A 16,344-nucleotide genomic window follows, 5' to 3' on the forward strand; every position below is an offset into this window, starting at 1 on the left:
GACGGCAGAAACTTTATGAAATTCCTTGTGCCCGATAACAGCCCGCGGCTACACTAAATTCTGTTGCAGTGTTAACTGTAAATAATTGATTTTGATTCAAATGACTCGGGGTGCCCTTCTGCGTGAAGGCTGAGAAATACCCGTACCACCTGATCTGGATAATGCCAGCGTAGGGAAGTCAGATGCCTCTGCCGGCGTCCCTTCTTCGCAGTCTGGCAGGAGCAAAAAATGCAACCTGACCTGCTAAATCCGGCGCATATCGCCACTCTGTTACAACACTTCCGCCGCCATTCCCCCCTTGTCCACTGTATGACTAACGACGTGGTGCAGAGCTTTACCGCTAACGTTTTGCTGGCGCTCGGCGCGTCCCCGGCGATGGTAATCGAGCCGGAAGAGGCCGTGCAGTTCAGCGCTATCGCCGATGCGCTGCTGGTTAACGTTGGCACCCTGACGGCAGATCGCGCCGGAGCCATGCACGCGGCCATTAACAGCGCCCGCGAGGCGGGAAAACCCTGGACGCTCGATCCCGTGGCGGTTGGCGGCCTGACGTTCCGCACCGATTTTTGCCGGGAACTGCTGATCCTGCGCCCGGCGGCTATTCGCGGCAATGCGTCGGAGATCCTCGCGCTGGCGGGCATGCAGGCGGGCGGTCGCGGCGTCGATACCACAGATACCATTCACGCGGCGCTGCCTGCCGCCGTGGCGCTGGCACGGCAGAGCGGGGCGGTGGTGGCGGTGAGCGGGGAGGTGGATCACATCACCGACGGCAAGCGTGTGCTCGCGGTGCCGGGGGGCGATCCTTTGATGACGCGGGTGGTCGGCACCGGTTGCGCGCTCTCGGCGGTGGTGGCTGCCAGCTGTGCGCTGCCGGGGGATCGCCTGACTAATGTGGCGGCGGCCTGCGGCATTATGGCGCAGGCGGGCAGCCGTGCCGTCGCTGCCAGTCAGGGGCCGGGGTCGTTTATCCCGGCGTTTCTCGATGCGCTGTATCGTCTGGACGGGGAGGCGCTGGCATGAAACGTATCAATGCCCTGACCATTGCAGGTACCGATCCCAGTGGCGGCGCGGGTATCCAGGCAGATCTGAAAACCTTCTCGGCGCTGGGCGCCTATGGCTGTTCAGTTATTACCGCGCTGGTGGCGCAGAATACCCGCGGCGTGCAGTCGGTGTACCGCATCGAACCGGAGTTTGTCGCCGCACAGCTGGACTCGGTGTTCAGCGATGTCCGTATCGACACCACCAAAATCGGTATGCTTGCCGAAACTGACATTGTCGAAGCCGTGGCGGAGCGGCTGCGGCGTTATCAGGTGCAGAATGTGGTGCTGGACACGGTAATGCTCGCCAAAAGCGGCGATGCGCTGCTCTCCCCCGGTGCCGTTGACGCCCTGCGTCGGCATCTGTTGCCGCAGGTGTCGCTGATCACGCCCAACCTGCCGGAAGCCGCCGCGCTGCTGGACGCCCCTCACGCCCGCAACGAGCAGGAGATGCACGAGCAGGGCCGCGCGTTGCTGGCGCTCGGCTGTGAAGCGGTGCTGATGAAAGGTGGTCATCTGGAGGATGCCGAAAGCCCGGACTGGCTGTTTACCCGCGACGGGGCGACGCGTTTTACCGCACCGCGTATTCACACCAAAAATACTCACGGCACCGGCTGTACCCTGTCGGCGGCGCTGGCGGCGCTGCGCCCGCGCCATACAGACTGGGCGACCACGGTGGAGCATGCCAAAGGCTGGCTCAGCGCCGCGCTGGCGCAGGCCGACACGCTGGAAGTGGGGGAGGGGATCGGGCCGGTGCATCATTTCCATGAGTGGTGGTAGTATAACCACCGGACTTTTTTGCCAGGATACCCGAAATGGAACAAGCGCATATCCAGTTAATCGAACAACTGAAAGAGCGGATTGCCGCCGCGGACAACATGCCGTTGTACCTGAAGTTTGCCGGGACGGTGAAAGACGCCGTGCGGAGCGGGCTGCTGGCCCACGGCAATATTCTGCCGGGCGAGCGCGATTTCAGCGGATTAACGGGGATTTCGCGCATTACCGTGCGCAAGGCGATGCAGATGCTGGAGGATGAAGGCGTGGTCACGCGTTCACGTGGCTACGGCACGCAAATCAACAACATCTTCGAATATTCACTGAAAGAAGCGCGGGGATTTTCCCAGCAGGTGGTGCTGCGCGGTAAGAAGCCGGATACCCTGTGGGTGAACAAACGCATTGTTCCCTGCCCGGCGGAGGTGGCGGAAAAACTCGCCATCGACACCGATTCCGACGTGTTTCTGCTTAAGCGCATTCGCTATGTGGATGAGGACGCCGTGTCCATTGAAGAATCCTGGGTGCCCGCGCCGCTCATCAAGGATGTGGATGCCATTGGCGTTTCGCTGTATGACTATTTCCGCAGCCAGCGCATCTATCCCCAGCGCACAAAATCGCGGGTCAGCGCCCGGATGCCGGACGCTGAATTTCAGACGCATATTCAGCTGGAAAACATGGTGCCGGTTCTGGTGATAAGCCAGGTGGCGCTTGATCAACAAAACCGGCCCATTGAGTACAGTATCAGTACCTGTCGCAGCGATTTATACGTCTTTGTATGCGAGGAGTAATTCCTCACGCGTCGGCGCACAGTCGCCGCCGCGCTTGCTGACCACCATCGCCGCAATGGCGTTGCCCAGGCAGACTGAATCCGCCAGCGACAGGCCGGAGGATAACCCCGCCAGTACGCCGCCCGCATGGCTGTCCCCTGCGCCTATGGTGTCCACCATGGTAGCCGGGAAGGGCGGTACGAAGCCCTGCTCATCGCCATCATAGTACCAGGCCCCGTCGCGATCGTGACGAATAATCAGCGGCGCGCCGTACGCTTTCTGCCACGCCGGGCCTAAAAGTTCCGGCTCCACGTCCAGCAGCTGCGCGGCGATCTCTGATTCGCGGCGGTTTAAGGTGACGATCGGTTTCAGCGCCAGGATACGCGCCAGCAACGCCGGATCAATGTCTTCAATACGCGGACCGAAATCGATATAGGGCGTCACGTCGTGCAGCGTTTCCAGCCAGTTGACCAGCACTTCGCCGCAGGCGGCGGAGAGCTGATAACCCGACAGTGAAATCAGGCTGCCCGGCGGCACGGTAAGCGGATCCAGCCATGCCTTCGCCCAGCGGGTTTCGACGCCGGAAAAGGTCATAAAGGTGCGCTCGCCGTCCGGCTCCACCAGCGCCAGACACCAGCCGTTATCCCCTTCATCCACGTTCAGCACGCTTTCAATGCCGTGGGAATTGAGCGCGTTGCTGACCATGTCTGCCCAGATGCCGTGTCCTACCGGCAGCACGTTTTGCGCGCGCATGCCCAGACGATGCAGGGCGACAGCAATATTCAGCGCGCAGCCGCCGATATTGACGCTTTGCTGTTTCAGTTCAATGTCGCAGCCGCGAAATGGCAGCGCATAGGCGCTGGCGATAACGTCGATCACCGCGCCCCCTAACACCGTCACCGGACGCCGGGTTTCAAGCCGGTGCAGAAGGCTGACGAGATAGCCTGGTTTCATGCTTCCTCCCGCTCCTGACGATAAGCCAGGAGCTTTTCACTGTAATGCGAAAAATCGAGCTGATTGACGTCATCCAGTTGCTGCTTAAAGGCGGCATTGATGGCGGAAACTCCGTGCAGCGCGCCGCAGATGGCGGTAGCCATGGCACCGATGGTATCCGTATCGCCCCCCAGATTCGCGCACAGGATCGCACAGCGGTTCGGGTCAGTTTGCGCCAGCTCCACCATCGCAATGGCGGCAGGCACCGATTCAATAGTGCTGGTGCCGGTGCCGACCAGCTGATAAATCTGCTCGCTGGCAGACTCCACGCCGGACGCATTGCGCACCACATTTAACGCCAGTTCGAGGCGTGCCGCCAGCGATGCGCTAAAGGTGGTGACGCGTTTTTCCTGCGCATGGCGGGCCACGGCGGGCAGAGCATCGGCAATATCCTGCCATCGATCGCCGTCAATTGCGCGGGAAATCGCCCAGGCAATCACCACCGCCCCGGCAATCGCCAGATCGGACTTGTGGGTCGGGCTGGAGGCCAGCGCCACCTGATCGATAAACTGATCGAGGGAGTGCGTCGGCAACAGGCAGCCCAGCGGGGAGGCGCGCATCGCCGCCCCGTTGGTCACGCCATTGTTCTCCAGCTCGCTCACCGGGCGCCCCTCGCGGATCGCCCGCAGGGCGATTTTTGAGGTGGGGCCAAGCACGTTTTTATTAAAGGCATCAAAATCTTCGGCCCAGTGCAGGATATGCCGGGCGATAACCTCGGCGTCAATCCTGCCGTTGCATTCGAAAATGGCATCGGCAAGGCAAAGGGCCATCGACGTATCATCGGTGAACTGGGCGCGATCAAAATAACAGGCGGCGTTGTTTTCCGCCGGACCTGGCAGGAAACGGTCGATCCAGCCGAAATGCGCCTTCACCCGTGACCGGGGCCACAGCTCTGACGGCATCCCCATCGCATCGCCTAATGTCTGGCCGTATAACGCACCGAGAATACGTTCTGATTTCATTTTACCTCTCCTTGTGGGACCTCTCCGCGAGTGGGGCTCTTATCGTTGTCCACCACAATCGCGGTAATTTCTCTATCCGATTCACGGAAGAACAGCATAAACAGCACCGCGATGACGGCGATCATGATGCCGCCAAACGCCCACATACCTGCCCAGTTAAAGGTCAGGCCGTTAACCGGCTCTTTGTAGGCATACATTTTTTCCATCATCACGCCGCCCAGACGATAGCCCAGCAGACTGCCGAAACCCTGGCAGCAAAGGGTGATCAAACCCTGCGCGGCAGTACGCATATGCACCGGCGCTTTTTTGTCGACGTAGATATATGCGGTGACGTAGTAAAAGTCGTAGCTCACGCCGTGCAGCAAAATGCCGAGGAACAGCAGGGCATAGGTAAAGTAGTGATCCGCCCCGCCATAGACGAAGAAAGCATAGCGGATAGCGGCGGTCAGTAAGCCCAGCAGCAGAACCTTTTTAATACCAAAACGCTTAGTAAAGAACGGCAGCGCCAGCATAAAGAAGATTTCAGAGAACTGCCCCAGCGTCATCCAGCCGGTGGCGTTTTTCATGCCGACTTCGGTCAGATAACCGTTGGCGAAGATGTAATAGAACGCCAGCGGCATGGCGAACAGGAAGGAGCAGAAGAAAAAGACGAGGAAATTACGGTCGCGCAACAGCACCAGCGCGTCCAGCCCGAGCATAACTTTGACGTCCAGCTTGCCGGTGCTTTTCGGCGGCGTATGCGGCAGCATCAGCGCGAAGACACCCAGCACCACAGAGCTGCCGGCGGTGATCAGCAGCGGAATATTGGTCGGGGAAATATCCGCATAGCCGAGCATTTGCGGCAGAAAGCCGCACACCAGCCCTGAGGCGATCCAGCCAATGGTACCCATCACGCGGATACGCGGGAAGTCAGCCTCGACATCCTTCACATGCGCGAAAGCAATACTATTGGTCAGCGCAATGGTTGGCATATAGGTCAGGGAGTAGGCCAGCAGCAGCGGGAAGAAGTAAGCAAACTCCGTTTGCTGGGCGGCGAAGTAAATCAGAACGGCACCGGCAAACATCAGCACCGCCAGCACTTTCTGCGCCGCGAAGAAGCGGTCAGTCAGCGAACCCACAAGAATAGGCGAGAGGATCGCGGCGATGGCGGTACAGGCGTAGGACCAGCCAATCTCCCCGGCGGTAAAGCCGCTTTTGCTTAACCACAGCCACAGCGGGACAAACCACGCTCCCCAGATAAACCATTCCACAAACATCATGAACGACAGCTTAGCAGTTGTTTTCATCGGTCTTCCTTCATGACAAGCAAAGGGTACGGTGTGACCATACCAGTTAATAATACCTTTTAGATACCTTTGTGCTGGATCTTTGATCAGAATAACATTTTTTTGAGTTATGGATCGTGCCATCAGATTGTGCTGAATAAATTTTCCAGGGTGGCGTTCCGCAAAGGTCGGTACCAGGCTTACTCTGCTTATCAACTTACGGGAGCATCGCTATGACTGATATTACGCAATTGCTGGGCAACGACGCCGACAGCCTGCTGCAACATCGTTGTATGACCATTCCGGCCGATCAGCTTTATCTTCCTGGACATGATTACGTTGACCGCGTGATGATGGATAACAACCGTCCGCCTGCGGTACTGCGCAACATGCAGACGCTTTACAACACCGGCCGCCTGGCGGGCACCGGCTATTTATCTATCCTGCCCGTCGATCAGGGCGTGGAGCACTCCGCTGGCGCATCCTTTGCGGCGAATCCGCTCTATTTCGATCCCAAAAATATTGTTGAGCTGGCTATCGAGGCGGGCTGTAACTGTGTGGCCTCCACCTATGGCGTGCTGGCGTCTGTCTCCCGACGCTACGCGCACCGTATTCCGTTCCTGGTAAAAATTAACCATAACGAAACCCTGAGCTACCCCAACACCTATGATCAGACGCTGTATGCCAGCGTCGAGCAGGCGTTTAACCTTGGGGCGGTGGCCGTGGGCGCGACCATCTATTTTGGGTCGCCGGAGTCCCGTCGCCAGATCGAGGAGATCTCCGCCGCCTTTGAGCGGGCGCACGAGCTGGGCATGGTGACGGTACTGTGGGCCTATCTGCGCAACAGCGGCTTTAAGAAAGACGGCGTCGATTATCACGCCTCCGCCGATTTAACCGGCCAGGCCAACCATCTGGCGGCCACCATTGGCGCGGATATTGTGAAGCAGAAAATGGCAGAAAATAATGGCGGTTATAACGCGGTGAAATACGGTTATACCGACGAGCGCGTCTACAGCAAACTGACCAGCGATAACCCTATCGATCTGGTGCGCTACCAGCTGGCGAACTGCTATATGGGCCGCGCCGGGCTGATTAACTCCGGCGGCGCGTCAGGGGGCGACACTGACCTGAGCGATGCGGTACGCACGGCGGTGATCAACAAACGCGCGGGCGGTATGGGGCTGATCCTGGGCCGCAAAGCCTTTAAGAAATCCATGACGGACGGCGTAAAGCTGATTAACGCCGTGCAGGATGTCTATCTCGACAGCAAAGTGACAATCGCCTGATCGTCCTTATGTAATGGCTCCTCTCCCGGCGGGAGAGGAGTACCGATCCACTTCACATTTCACCATTCTTTTGTGGAAAACCTCACATCCCTTCGTGCATCTGCACAACATTTAACCTCTGCTTAACGTAATTTGTCCGAGGCACTGGCTGTTTTTTCTGCATACATTGATTACTGAAACAGCTTTTCAAAAGCTTACTTCACCTCTGCCTCAAGGACTTGTCATGAAAATTGAATCCGTAAACGTCACCGTCTTTCAGTATCCCACGCGGCGGGTATCCGATACCGCCGGGCATTCGCACCCCGGCCCGGAGAACCTCGCGAAAATGGCGATGCTGACCATCACCGCAGACGATGGCACCAAAGGGTACTCATTCGCGCCGCCGGAAGTGGTGCGTCCCTTTGTGGTGAACACCTTCTTCCGCAAGGTGATGATTGGTCAGGACGCCTTTAACCGGGAGCGTATCTGGCAGGATCTGGCGCACTGGCAGCGCGGCAGCGCTCATCAGCTGACCGAGCGCGCGCTCTCCTTTGTGGAGCAGGCGATGTGGGATCTGATGGGCCGCAAGCTCAATATGCCGGTCTACAAGCTGCTGGGCGGTTTTCGTGACAAAGTGCCCGCCTACGGCAGCACCATGTGCGGCGACGATCTGGAAGGCGGCCTCTCCACCCCGCAGGAGTACGCCGACTTCGCGGAAAAGCTGGTGGCGCGCGGCTATAAGGCCATCAAACTGCACACCTGGATGCCGCCGGTGTCCTTTGCGCCGAACCCGAAAATGGACGTCAAAGCCTGCGCCGCGGTGCGCGAAGCGGTCGGCCCGGACATCGATCTGATGATCGACGGCTACCACTGGTACAGCCGCAGCGAAGCGCTGTACATCGGTAAGGAACTGGAAAAACTCAACTTCGCCTGGTTTGAAGAGCCGATGGAAGAAGAGAGCATGGCCTCTTACGCCTGGCTGGCGGAAAACCTCTCCATTCCCGTTGTCGGACCGGAAAGCCTTGGCGGTAAACATCACAGCCGCGCCGACTGGGTGAAAGCGGGGGCCTGCGACATTCTGCGCGCCGGTTCTAACGGCGTCGGCGGCATCTGGCCGACCATGAAAGTGGCGAGCCTGGCGGAATCTTTCGGCATGGATTGCGAAGTGCACGGCAACGGCGCGGCCAGCCTGGCGGTGGTCGGGGCGATCAAAAACTGTCGCTGGTATGAGCGCGGCCTGCTGCACCCGTTCCTCGATTACGACGTCCCGGCGGCCTATCTGCACAGCATTGTCGATCCGATGGATGAAGAGGGATTTGTTCATCTGCCACAAGGCCCGGGTCTGGGTGAAGACATTAATTTTGCATATATCGAAGCCAATACCGTCAGCCACGACTGACCTATAAAAACTTCTTACCCTACAGGCGATATATACATGAAAAAAACCTCACTGGCGGGAGCGTGCCTGCTGGCGCTGTCGCTGCTGATGGGGAGCGGGGCGGCGACAGCCAGAACGCCCCCCGATCAGCTCATCATCGGCATGAATATGAATAACCTGCTGAGCCTCGATCCGGCGGCGATGACCGGCAACGAGGTGGTGGGCATCGTGGTGAATCTTTATGATTCGCTGGTCGAACTGGATCCCAATCAGCTGACCAACGTCAAACCGGCGCTGGCGGAGTCCTGGGACATCAGCCCCGACGGTAAAACGCTCACCTTCCATCTGCGTAAAAACGTCAAATTTCACTCCGGCAACCCGCTGACCGCCGACGACGTGGTGTGGTCGATGCGCCGCCTGCTGCACCTCAATCTGGCGCAGGCATCGGTATGGAAATCCTACGGCTTCAGCAAGAAAAATATTGATGAGCAGGTGAGCGCGCCGGATGACCACACCGTACAAATTCGTCTGCCGAAAGCCAACGATCCACAGCTGGTTATCTACTCTCTCGGCGCGCTCGGCAATCTCGGCGTGCTGGATCGCAAAACCGTGCAAAGCCACGAAGAGAATAACGACTGGGGCAACCGCTGGCTGACCACCAATGAAGCGGGTTCCGGGCCGTTTTCCCTGGAAACCTGGCAGGCCAAGGACGTGCTGCGCATGAAGCGCAACCCGGACTACTGGCGCGAGGCGGCGAAAATGAACCGCGTGGTGCTGCGCCATTTCCAGGAGTCGCAAACCCTGCGCCTGATGATCGCCAAAGGCGATCTGGATATTGCGAATAATATGGCGGTATCGGACATCAACGCGCTGCGTAGCGACCCCGATCTCACCGTCGAAGCGGTACAGAAGGGCACGGTCTATTACGTGGCGATGAGCATGAAAGAGCCGCACTTCGCCAATCCGAAAGTGCGGGAAGCGGTGCGCTATCTGGTGGATTACCAGGGCATCAACAAAGCGCTGATGCCGGGCTATGGCGTGCTGCACCAGCGCCCCATTAAAGCGGGAATGCCGTCCACGCTGCCGGATCCGGGCTATAAGCTTGACGTGGCGCGGGCGAAAAAACTGCTGGCGGAAGCGGGCTACCCGGACGGCTTTGACACCACCCTGCGCGTGCTGGCCGACCAGCCGTTCCTCAATATCGCCATCGCCGTGCAGTCCACCCTGATGCAGGCGGGCATTAACGCCAAAATCATCACCGGCACCGGCAACCAGATCTACGGCGCCATGCGCGAGCGTAAATTTGATCTGCTGGTCGGGCGCGGCGGCAGCGGCGTCGAGCCGCACCCGCACTCCAGCCTGCGCGCGCTGGTCTATAACCCGGACAACAGCGACGAAGCGCGGCTGACCAATTTCCAGGGCTGGCGCACCGGCTTTTATGACAAAGCGCTGAACGAGATGATCGACAGCGCCCTGCTGGAGCGCGATCCGGAAAAACAAAAGGCGGAGTATCAGGCGATCCAGACCCGTTACGACCAGCTTATTCCCGCCCTGATGCCGATTTCCCAGATGGTGGATTCGGTGGTGGTGCGTAATGAAGTTAAAAACTTCCAGTCGCATCCCTCCGCCACCACGCACCTGCGGGAAGTCTGGAAAGCCCCGTTGAAAAGCGAAGGAGATAAAGGATGAGTACGGCAATTTTAGCGCCCGGCTCCCGCGCCCGGCGCTTCTCGAAACGTCTGACCCAGGTGCTGATCACGCTGTTCGGCCTGCTGCTGCTGACCTTTTTTATTGGCCGCGTGATGCCCATCGATCCGGTGCTGGCGATTGTCGGCCCGGATGCCGACCAGAGCACCTATAACCAGGTCTATCAGCAGCTGGGCTTTGATAAATCGCTGCTGTCGCAGTTTGGCATCTACTTCAGCAATCTGCTGCATGGCGATCTGGGCAATGCGCTGCTGACCGGTAAACCGGTGCTGGATGACATTATCCGCGTCTTCCCGGCCACGCTTGAACTGGCGACTATGGCGATTATCGTCGGCGCGGGCCTCGGCATTCCGCTGGGCGTGCTGGCGGCGGCGCGGCGTAACAGCATTTCCGATTATGTGGTGCGTATTATCAGCCTGGCGGGTTATTCGACGCCGATTTTCTGGGTCGGCATGATGGGGCTGCTGCTGTTCTACGCCTGGCTTGGCTGGGTGGGCGGCGCCGGGCGCATTGACCTGGGGCTGGACGGCATTGTGCCGCGCCGTACCGGGCTGATGACCATAGACGCGCTGCTGGCAGGCAACATGCAGGTGTTCTGGAATGCGCTTAATCATCTGGTGCTGCCCGCCTCGCTGCTCGGCTTTCACTCGCTGGCCTACATCAGCCGTATGACCCGCAGCTTTATGCTGGCGCAGCTCTCCCAGGAGTTCATCATCACTGCGCGGGTGAAAGGCTTAACCGAACGGCAGGTGATCTGGAACCACGCGTTTCGCAATATCCTCGTGCAGTTGCTGACGGTGGTGGCGCTGGCCTACGGCTCGCTGCTGGAAGGGGCGGTGCTGATCGAAACCGTCTTCTCCTGGCCGGGCTTCGGCTCCTATCTCACCAGCAGCCTGTTGCTGGGTGACATGAATGCGGTGATGGGCTGCGTGTTAGTGGTGGGCGTGATCTTCGTGATGCTCAACCTGCTCTCCGACATGCTGTATCAACTCTTTGATCCGAGGACGAAATCATGACGGTTTATCTGGATCCGCCTGTTGGTGGCAAAGCCAGCGAGCAGGGCGCGCGTGTGAAACGCCTGTTCAGCCGCACCGGAGGCTTTATTGGCAAAATGGCGCGTAATCCGCTGACCGCCATCGGCGGCGGCATCATCTTCCTGCTGCTGGTGGTGGCGACGTTCGCGCCCTGGATCGCCCCTTATCATCCGCTGGTGCAGGATCTGAATAACGCCCTGCAACCGCCGGGGGCGCAGCACTGGTTCGGCACCGACGAGTTTGGCCGCGATATTTTCAGCCGCCTGGTCTATGGCTCGCGCATCACGCTGTATATCGTGCTGCTGGTATCCGTCACCGTTGGCCCGCTGGGTCTGCTGCTCGGCGTCTGCGCCGGTTATTTCGGCGGCAAGGTGGATATGGTCCTGATGCGCGTGACCGATATTTTCATCTCCTTCCCGAGCCTGGTGCTGGCGCTGGCCTTTGTCGCCGCCCTCGGGCCGGGGCTGGAGCATGTGGTGATCGCCATTACGCTCACCGCCTGGCCGCCGATTGCCCGTCTGGCCCGCGCCGAAACCCTGTCGCTGCGACAGGCGGATTTTATCTCGGCGGTGCGTTTGCAGGGCGCCTCGCCGGTGCGCGTACTGTGGCGTCACGTGGTGCCGCTGTGCCTGCCGTCGGTGATCATCCGTATCACCATGAACATGGCGGGCATCATTCTGACCGCCGCCGGTCTGGGATTCCTCGGCCTGGGCGCACAGCCGCCGGAGCCGGAGTGGGGCGCGATGATCTCCAGCGGTCGTACCTACATGATGGAGTGCTGGTGGGTGGTGACTATTCCGGGGCTGGCGATTTTGATCAACAGCCTGGCGTTCAACTTCTTAGGAGATGGCCTACGTGACATCCTCGATCCTCGCAGCGAATAATTCGCCCCTGCTTGACGTGCGCGATCTGCACGTCGATTTTGTTAACGGGCGCACGGTGACCAACGCGGTACGCGGCGTCTCCTTCCAGCTGGGCCGGGAAAAGCTGGCGATTGTCGGCGAGTCCGGCTCCGGTAAATCCACCGTCGGGCGCGCGCTGATGCGTCTGCATCCGGCTAAAGCACGCATTACCGCCGAACGCATGCATTTTGGCGATATCGATCTGCGCAACGTCAGCGAAGCGCAGATGCGCACCGTGCGCGGCAAACGTATTTCGATGATCATGCAGGATCCGAAATACTCCCTCAACCCGGTGGTGTGCGTCGGGGATCAGATCGCCGAGGCCTGGCTGACGCACCATCCGGGGCGTAAAGCCGAGGCGAAAGTGAAAGTGATGGAGATGCTGGATGTGGTGCGTATTCGCCAGCCGGAGCGGGTTTACAGTCTCTATCCCCACGAAATCTCCGGCGGCCAGGGGCAGCGCATCATGATCGCCATGATGCTGATCACCGATCCGGAACTGGTGATCGCCGACGAACCCACCTCTGCGCTGGACGTGTCGGTGCGTTTGCAGGTGCTCGGGCTGCTGGACGATCTGGTGGCCTCCCGCGGGCTGGGGCTGATTTTTATCAGCCACGACATCAACCTGGTGCGCAGCTTCTGCGATCGGGTGCTGGTGATGTACGCCGGGCGGGTGGTGGAATCCATCGCCGCGAAAGATCTCGATAACGCGCAGCACCCTTACACGCAGGGGTTAATCAACGCGCTGCCGGAAATTCACCATCGCCGCCCGGTGCTGCCGGTGTTACAGCGCCAGGCCAGCTGGCTTCACGAATAAGGGGCAGATTATGATCGATGTCAGAAACTTAAGTCTGGAGTTCGGCGAAGGCGACAAGCGCAATCAGGTGCTGTTTGACGTCAATTTCAGCGTGCAGCCGGGGGAGATTTACGGCCTGGTGGGGGAGTCAGGATCCGGGAAAACCACGGTACTGAAATGCCTGGCGGGGCTGTTTACCCACTGGCAGGGAGAGCTGGCGATTAACGGCCAGAAGCTCGATCACCGCATCAATCAGCAGCGCTGTCGGCTGGTGCAGATGGTGTTTCAGGATCCCTACGGTTCGCTGCATCCGCGTCACACTATCGGCGATATTCTGGAAGAACCGCTGCAAATCCACGGCATTCCTGACCGAGACCGGCGCATTAATTCGCTGCTGGATAAGGTTGGACTGAACCGCGCGTTTCGCGACCGCTATCCGCATCAGCTGTCCGGCGGCCAGCGCCAGCGCGTGGCCATTGCCAGGGCGCTGATCCTTGAACCGCAGGTGCTGTTGCTGGATGAACCCACCTCGGCGCTGGATGTGTCAGTGCAGGCGGAAATTCTCAATCTGCTGGCGGAGCTGCATCAGGAGTCGAAGCTGACCTATCTGATGGTGACGCACGATCTGGGGGTGATCGCCCATCTGTGCCAGAAGGTGGCGGTGATGCAGTACGGTAAGATCCTCGAAACCCTGACGGTGGACGATCTGGTCAGCGGCGGCGCAAAAACCGACTACACGCAGATGCTGGTCAGCGCCAGCCAGCAGTACAGCCGGGAGATGGCGCGTGAGGTGGCGGCGTATTAATGGTTTGCTCATTGCTCCTTGCCCGGCGGCGCTACGCTTGCCGGGCCTACTCGCTATTCGCGTTGTAGGCCGGGTAAGGCGCAGCCGCCACCCGGCATTATCAACGCCATTAACGCAATAACGGGCAATCCGGCGGCAAACGGCACTTCAGTGCGCCGGGCAATACTTCAATGCGGAAATGCTGCCCGCTGAGCGGCTCGCCGTCGAGGTTAAAGGTAATATCGTGCGGGGCGGTCACTTCAAACCACGCCGATTTACCGTCGATAATATTCGGACTGTCTTCCGGCTGGGTGAGGGTGGTGAAGAGCGCAGGCAGCAGTTCCTCACCGGTAAAAATGCGCAGATGCAGCAGGCCATCGTTAATCAGCGCGTCCGGGCAGAGCTGTTGTCCGCCGCCTGCCTGACGGCCATTACCGATACCGATCACCAGCGCATCGCCCTGCCACTGAAAGTTATCGCCTTTGATCTCGCAGCGGTCCGGCTTCAGCGTATCCATGCGCATCAGACCGTGGATCAGATAAGAAACGCCGCCGAGGGCAGCTTTCAGTTTTTCCGGCGTTTCGGTGGTGATGCGCGTGCCAAAGCCGCCGGTCGCCATATTGATAAAACAGGTATCGTCATTAACCTGCGCCAGATCCACCGGTACCGCCTTGCCGATAATCGCCAGCTGCAACGCTTTGTCCAGCGATTCGGGGATCGCGGTGCTGGTGGCGAAATCGTTTGCTGTGCCGAGCGGCAGAATACCCAGCGCCGGAGCGTTTTCGCCGCCGTTTTTATACAGCGCCGTCGCCACTTCGTTGATGGTGCCATCGCCGCCGCCGGCGATCACCGTCGCCACGCCAAGCTGCACCGCCTCCCGCACATAGCGCTCCGCATCGCCTTTTTCCCAGGTGACTCTGACCTGAATATCGATGCCTTCATCACGCAGTAAGGTGATGGCTTCGCGCAGCGTCTCGTCACCGGCGTTTTTGCCATTCAAAATCATCAAACTGGATGTATAGGTGCTCATCCTGCTACCTCGAAAAGAACCAATGAGAGAAGTGTATCTCAGGCGGAAGCAGAGCGCGTAAGAAGAAACTGAAAGGCGGGGAAAAAATAAGCCTGCGTAAGGGAGATTACGCAGGCTAAGGAGGTGGTTCCTGGTACAGCTAGCATTTATGGATTATGTTTTTCAGCAGGCGCGATATTACCCATAAAGAACGAAGCGGTATGTGATCCGATTCTAATCTCCCGTAAAAATAACCCTGCTGAACTAATTACCGTGCGGCGCGCGGGTGTTTTCGCCGTTGAAATTACGCATCAGGAGCGCATACTCCAGCGCCATATCTTCCGGCACCGGCAGCCAGACGGTATAGCCGTCGCCCGGCGCTACCGGCATGGCTTCGCCTTTGCTGTTTTCCATATGCTCCAGCGTGAAATTAACGTTCCCTTTCGGCGTCATCAATTCCAGGCTGTCGCCGACGCTGAATTTGTTTTTCACCTGTACGGCGGCAAGATGGCCGTTGCGCTCGCCGGTAAATTCGCCGACAAACTGCTGGCGCTCGGAAACGGAAAAACCGTATTCGTAATTCTGGTAATCATCATGGGTATGACGACGCAGGAAACCTTCGGTATAGCCGCGGTGCGCCAGGCCTTCCAGCGTGTCCATCAGGCTCTCATCGAACGGCAGCCCGGCGGCGGCGTCATCAATGGCTTTACGGTATACCTGCGCGGTGCGGGCGCAGTAGTAATAGGATTTGGTGCGGCCTTCGATTTTCAGCGAGTGTACGCCCATTTCCGTCAAACGCGGCACGTGGGCGATGGCCCGCAGATCTTTCGAGTTCATGATGTAGGTGCCGTGCTCGTCTTCGAAGGCGGTCATGTATTCCCCCGGACGTTTGGCTTCCTCGATCATAAATACGCTGTCGGTCGGCGCGCCGATGCCCAGCGTCGGCTCGACGTTTTTCACCGGGATCGGCTCATGCACGTGCACGATATTACCCACGTCGTCCTCTTTGCCTTCCTGGACGTTATATTCCCAGCGGCAGGCGTTGGTGCAGGTGCCCTGATTCGGATCGCGTTTGTTGATATAGCCCGACAGCAGGCAACGCCCGGAGTAGGCCATGCACAGCGCGCCGTGCACGAAGATTTCGATTTCCATATCCGGCACCTGGGCGCGGATCTCGGCGATTTCATCCAGCGACAGCTCACGGGATAAAATCACCCGCGTCAGGCCCATGCTTTTCCAGAACTTCACCGTCGCCCAGTTGACGGCGTTCGCCTGCACCGACAGGTGGATATCCATCTGCGGGAAGTGCTCGCGCACCAGCATGATTAATCCCGGATCGGACATGATCAGCGCGTCCGGCCCCATTTCCACCACCGGCGTCAGATCGCGAATGAAGGTTTTCAGCTTCGCGTTGTGCGGCGCAATATTCACTACCACGTAGAATTTTTTACCAAGCGCATGGGCTTCATTGATGCCCAGCTGTAAATTCTCGTGGTTGAATTCGTTATTGCGCACGCGCAGGGAGTAGCGCGGCTGGCCCGCATATACCGCATCGGCGCCATAGGCAAAGGCGTAACGCATATTTTTCAGCGTTCCCGCCGGGGAGAGGAGTTCCGGTTTAAACATGATTTTCTCGTTCTGATGACAGGTCAGATCCGCTCACGGGGTGAGACG

The 16,344-nt window shown here is 58.9% G+C and carries 15 protein-coding genes and 1 riboswitch; of the genes, 10 read left to right on the forward strand and 5 right to left on the reverse strand.

Annotation, left to right across the window (positions count from 1 at the left end):
* Positions 1 to 96 precede the first annotated feature (96 nt).
* Positions 97 to 193: riboswitch (TPP riboswitch) on the forward strand.
* A gap of 35 nt (positions 194 to 228) precedes the next feature.
* From thiM to ACQUTD_RS03120, 3 genes are read left to right on the forward strand one after another with little or no spacing between them, the layout of a single operon-like run.
* Positions 229 to 1,017: a hydroxyethylthiazole kinase gene (gene thiM / locus ACQUTD_RS03110; RefSeq protein ID WP_473273676.1), complete on the forward strand. Its 789-nt coding sequence runs from the start codon at positions 229 to 231 to the stop codon at positions 1,015 to 1,017.
* Complete coding sequence (gene thiD, locus ACQUTD_RS03115; protein ID WP_318364010.1) at positions 1,014 to 1,814, forward strand: bifunctional hydroxymethylpyrimidine kinase/phosphomethylpyrimidine kinase; 801 nt, start codon at positions 1,014 to 1,016, stop codon at positions 1,812 to 1,814. The genes thiM and thiD overlap by 4 nt, the downstream gene beginning before the upstream one ends.
* Positions 1,815 to 1,849: 35 nt before the next feature.
* Entirely contained in the window at positions 1,850 to 2,596 is a 747-nt protein-coding gene (locus ACQUTD_RS03120) for a GntR family transcriptional regulator (RefSeq protein WP_318376604.1), read from the forward strand.
* Here the strand turns inward: ACQUTD_RS03120 and ACQUTD_RS03125 are convergent.
* From ACQUTD_RS03125 to ACQUTD_RS03135, 3 genes are read right to left on the reverse strand one after another with little or no spacing between them, the layout of a single operon-like run.
* A complete protein-coding gene (locus tag ACQUTD_RS03125; RefSeq protein ID WP_318364008.1) occupies positions 2,570 to 3,529 on the reverse strand; it encodes a PfkB family carbohydrate kinase in 960 nt (319 codons plus the stop codon). The two genes, ACQUTD_RS03120 and ACQUTD_RS03125, sit on opposite strands and share 27 nt — an antisense overlap.
* Positions 3,526 to 4,530, reverse strand: a complete 1,005-nt coding sequence (locus tag ACQUTD_RS03130) for an ADP-ribosylglycohydrolase family protein (RefSeq protein WP_072569082.1) — start codon at positions 4,528 to 4,530, stop codon at positions 3,526 to 3,528. Before ACQUTD_RS03130 ends, ACQUTD_RS03125 begins: the two co-directional genes overlap by 4 nt.
* Positions 4,527 to 5,816, reverse strand: a complete 1,290-nt coding sequence (locus tag ACQUTD_RS03135) for a nucleoside permease (RefSeq protein WP_072569081.1) — start codon at positions 5,814 to 5,816, stop codon at positions 4,527 to 4,529. Before ACQUTD_RS03135 ends, ACQUTD_RS03130 begins: the two co-directional genes overlap by 4 nt.
* 212 nt (positions 5,817 to 6,028) lie before the next feature.
* Here ACQUTD_RS03135 and fbaB point away from each other — a divergent pair, with 212 nt between their 5' ends.
* From fbaB to ACQUTD_RS03170, 7 genes are all read left to right on the forward strand, one after another.
* Positions 6,029 to 7,081, forward strand: a complete 1,053-nt coding sequence (fbaB, locus tag ACQUTD_RS03140) for a class I fructose-bisphosphate aldolase (protein ID WP_318376606.1) — start codon at positions 6,029 to 6,031, stop codon at positions 7,079 to 7,081.
* 223 nt (positions 7,082 to 7,304) lie between these two features.
* Positions 7,305 to 8,459 (forward strand): enolase C-terminal domain-like protein, encoded by a 1,155-nt coding sequence (locus ACQUTD_RS03145; RefSeq protein ID WP_473273677.1) that lies wholly within the window; start codon positions 7,305 to 7,307, stop codon positions 8,457 to 8,459.
* A 36-nt stretch (positions 8,460 to 8,495) separates the two neighbouring features.
* Complete coding sequence (locus ACQUTD_RS03150) at positions 8,496 to 10,127, forward strand: ABC transporter substrate-binding protein (protein WP_473273678.1); 1,632 nt, start codon at positions 8,496 to 8,498, stop codon at positions 10,125 to 10,127.
* Positions 10,124 to 11,161 (forward strand): ABC transporter permease, encoded by a 1,038-nt coding sequence (locus ACQUTD_RS03155; protein WP_072569077.1) that lies wholly within the window; start codon positions 10,124 to 10,126, stop codon positions 11,159 to 11,161. Before ACQUTD_RS03150 ends, ACQUTD_RS03155 begins: the two co-directional genes overlap by 4 nt.
* Entirely contained in the window at positions 11,158 to 12,063 is a 906-nt protein-coding gene (locus ACQUTD_RS03160; protein ID WP_072569076.1) for an ABC transporter permease, read from the forward strand. Before ACQUTD_RS03155 ends, ACQUTD_RS03160 begins: the two co-directional genes overlap by 4 nt.
* Complete coding sequence (locus ACQUTD_RS03165; RefSeq protein ID WP_072569485.1) at positions 12,035 to 12,898, forward strand: ABC transporter ATP-binding protein; 864 nt, start codon at positions 12,035 to 12,037, stop codon at positions 12,896 to 12,898. The genes ACQUTD_RS03160 and ACQUTD_RS03165 overlap by 29 nt, the downstream gene beginning before the upstream one ends.
* A 10-nt stretch (positions 12,899 to 12,908) precedes the next feature.
* On the forward strand, positions 12,909 to 13,682 hold the full coding sequence (locus ACQUTD_RS03170; RefSeq protein ID WP_473273679.1) for an ATP-binding cassette domain-containing protein: 774 nt from the start codon (positions 12,909 to 12,911) through the stop codon (positions 13,680 to 13,682).
* 109 nt (positions 13,683 to 13,791) lie between these two features.
* Here ACQUTD_RS03170 and yegS read toward each other — a convergent pair whose 3' ends face one another.
* Both yegS and trhP read right to left on the reverse strand, forming a co-directional pair.
* Positions 13,792 to 14,691 carry a lipid kinase YegS gene (yegS, locus tag ACQUTD_RS03175; protein WP_473273680.1) on the reverse strand — a complete coding sequence of 300 codons (900 nt, stop codon included), beginning with the start codon at positions 14,689 to 14,691 and terminating at the stop codon, positions 13,792 to 13,794.
* 243 nt (positions 14,692 to 14,934) lie between these two features.
* The gene (gene trhP / locus ACQUTD_RS03180; protein WP_072569073.1) at positions 14,935 to 16,296 is read right to left on the reverse strand and encodes a prephenate-dependent tRNA uridine(34) hydroxylase TrhP; all 1,362 of its coding nucleotides are present in this window, start codon (positions 16,294 to 16,296) and stop codon (positions 14,935 to 14,937) included.
* Positions 16,297 to 16,344: the final 48 nt, after the last annotated feature.

This window comes from Enterobacter sp. K510, assembly GCF_055804875.1.

Bases quoted from the DNA above. Each gene is read 5' to 3' on its own strand.
- ACQUTD_RS03160 (WP_072569076.1), top strand. From the start codon at position 11,158: ATGACGGTTTATCTGGATCCGCCTGTTGGTGGCAAAGCCAGCGAGCAG.
- ACQUTD_RS03155 (WP_072569077.1), top strand. From the start codon at position 10,124: ATGAGTACGGCAATTTTAGCGCCCGGCTCCCGCGCCCGGCGCTTCTCG.
- ACQUTD_RS03120 (WP_318376604.1), top strand. From the start codon at position 1,850: ATGGAACAAGCGCATATCCAGTTAATCGAACAACTGAAAGAGCGGATT.
- ACQUTD_RS03125 (WP_318364008.1), bottom strand. From the start codon at position 3,529: ATGAAACCAGGCTATCTCGTCAGCCTTCTGCACCGGCTTGAAACCCGG.
- trhP (WP_072569073.1), bottom strand. From the start codon at position 16,296: ATGTTTAAACCGGAACTCCTCTCCCCGGCGGGAACGCTGAAAAATATG.
- ACQUTD_RS03130 (WP_072569082.1), bottom strand. From the start codon at position 4,530: ATGAAATCAGAACGTATTCTCGGTGCGTTATACGGCCAGACATTAGGC.
- ACQUTD_RS03145 (WP_473273677.1), top strand. From the start codon at position 7,305: ATGAAAATTGAATCCGTAAACGTCACCGTCTTTCAGTATCCCACGCGG.
- yegS (WP_473273680.1), bottom strand. From the start codon at position 14,691: ATGAGCACCTATACATCCAGTTTGATGATTTTGAATGGCAAAAACGCC.
- ACQUTD_RS03135 (WP_072569081.1), bottom strand. From the start codon at position 5,816: ATGAAAACAACTGCTAAGCTGTCGTTCATGATGTTTGTGGAATGGTTT.
- thiM (WP_473273676.1), top strand. From the start codon at position 229: ATGCAACCTGACCTGCTAAATCCGGCGCATATCGCCACTCTGTTACAA.
- ACQUTD_RS03150 (WP_473273678.1), top strand. From the start codon at position 8,496: ATGAAAAAAACCTCACTGGCGGGAGCGTGCCTGCTGGCGCTGTCGCTG.
- ACQUTD_RS03170 (WP_473273679.1), top strand. From the start codon at position 12,909: ATGATCGATGTCAGAAACTTAAGTCTGGAGTTCGGCGAAGGCGACAAG.
- thiD (WP_318364010.1), top strand. From the start codon at position 1,014: ATGAAACGTATCAATGCCCTGACCATTGCAGGTACCGATCCCAGTGGC.
- fbaB (WP_318376606.1), top strand. From the start codon at position 6,029: ATGACTGATATTACGCAATTGCTGGGCAACGACGCCGACAGCCTGCTG.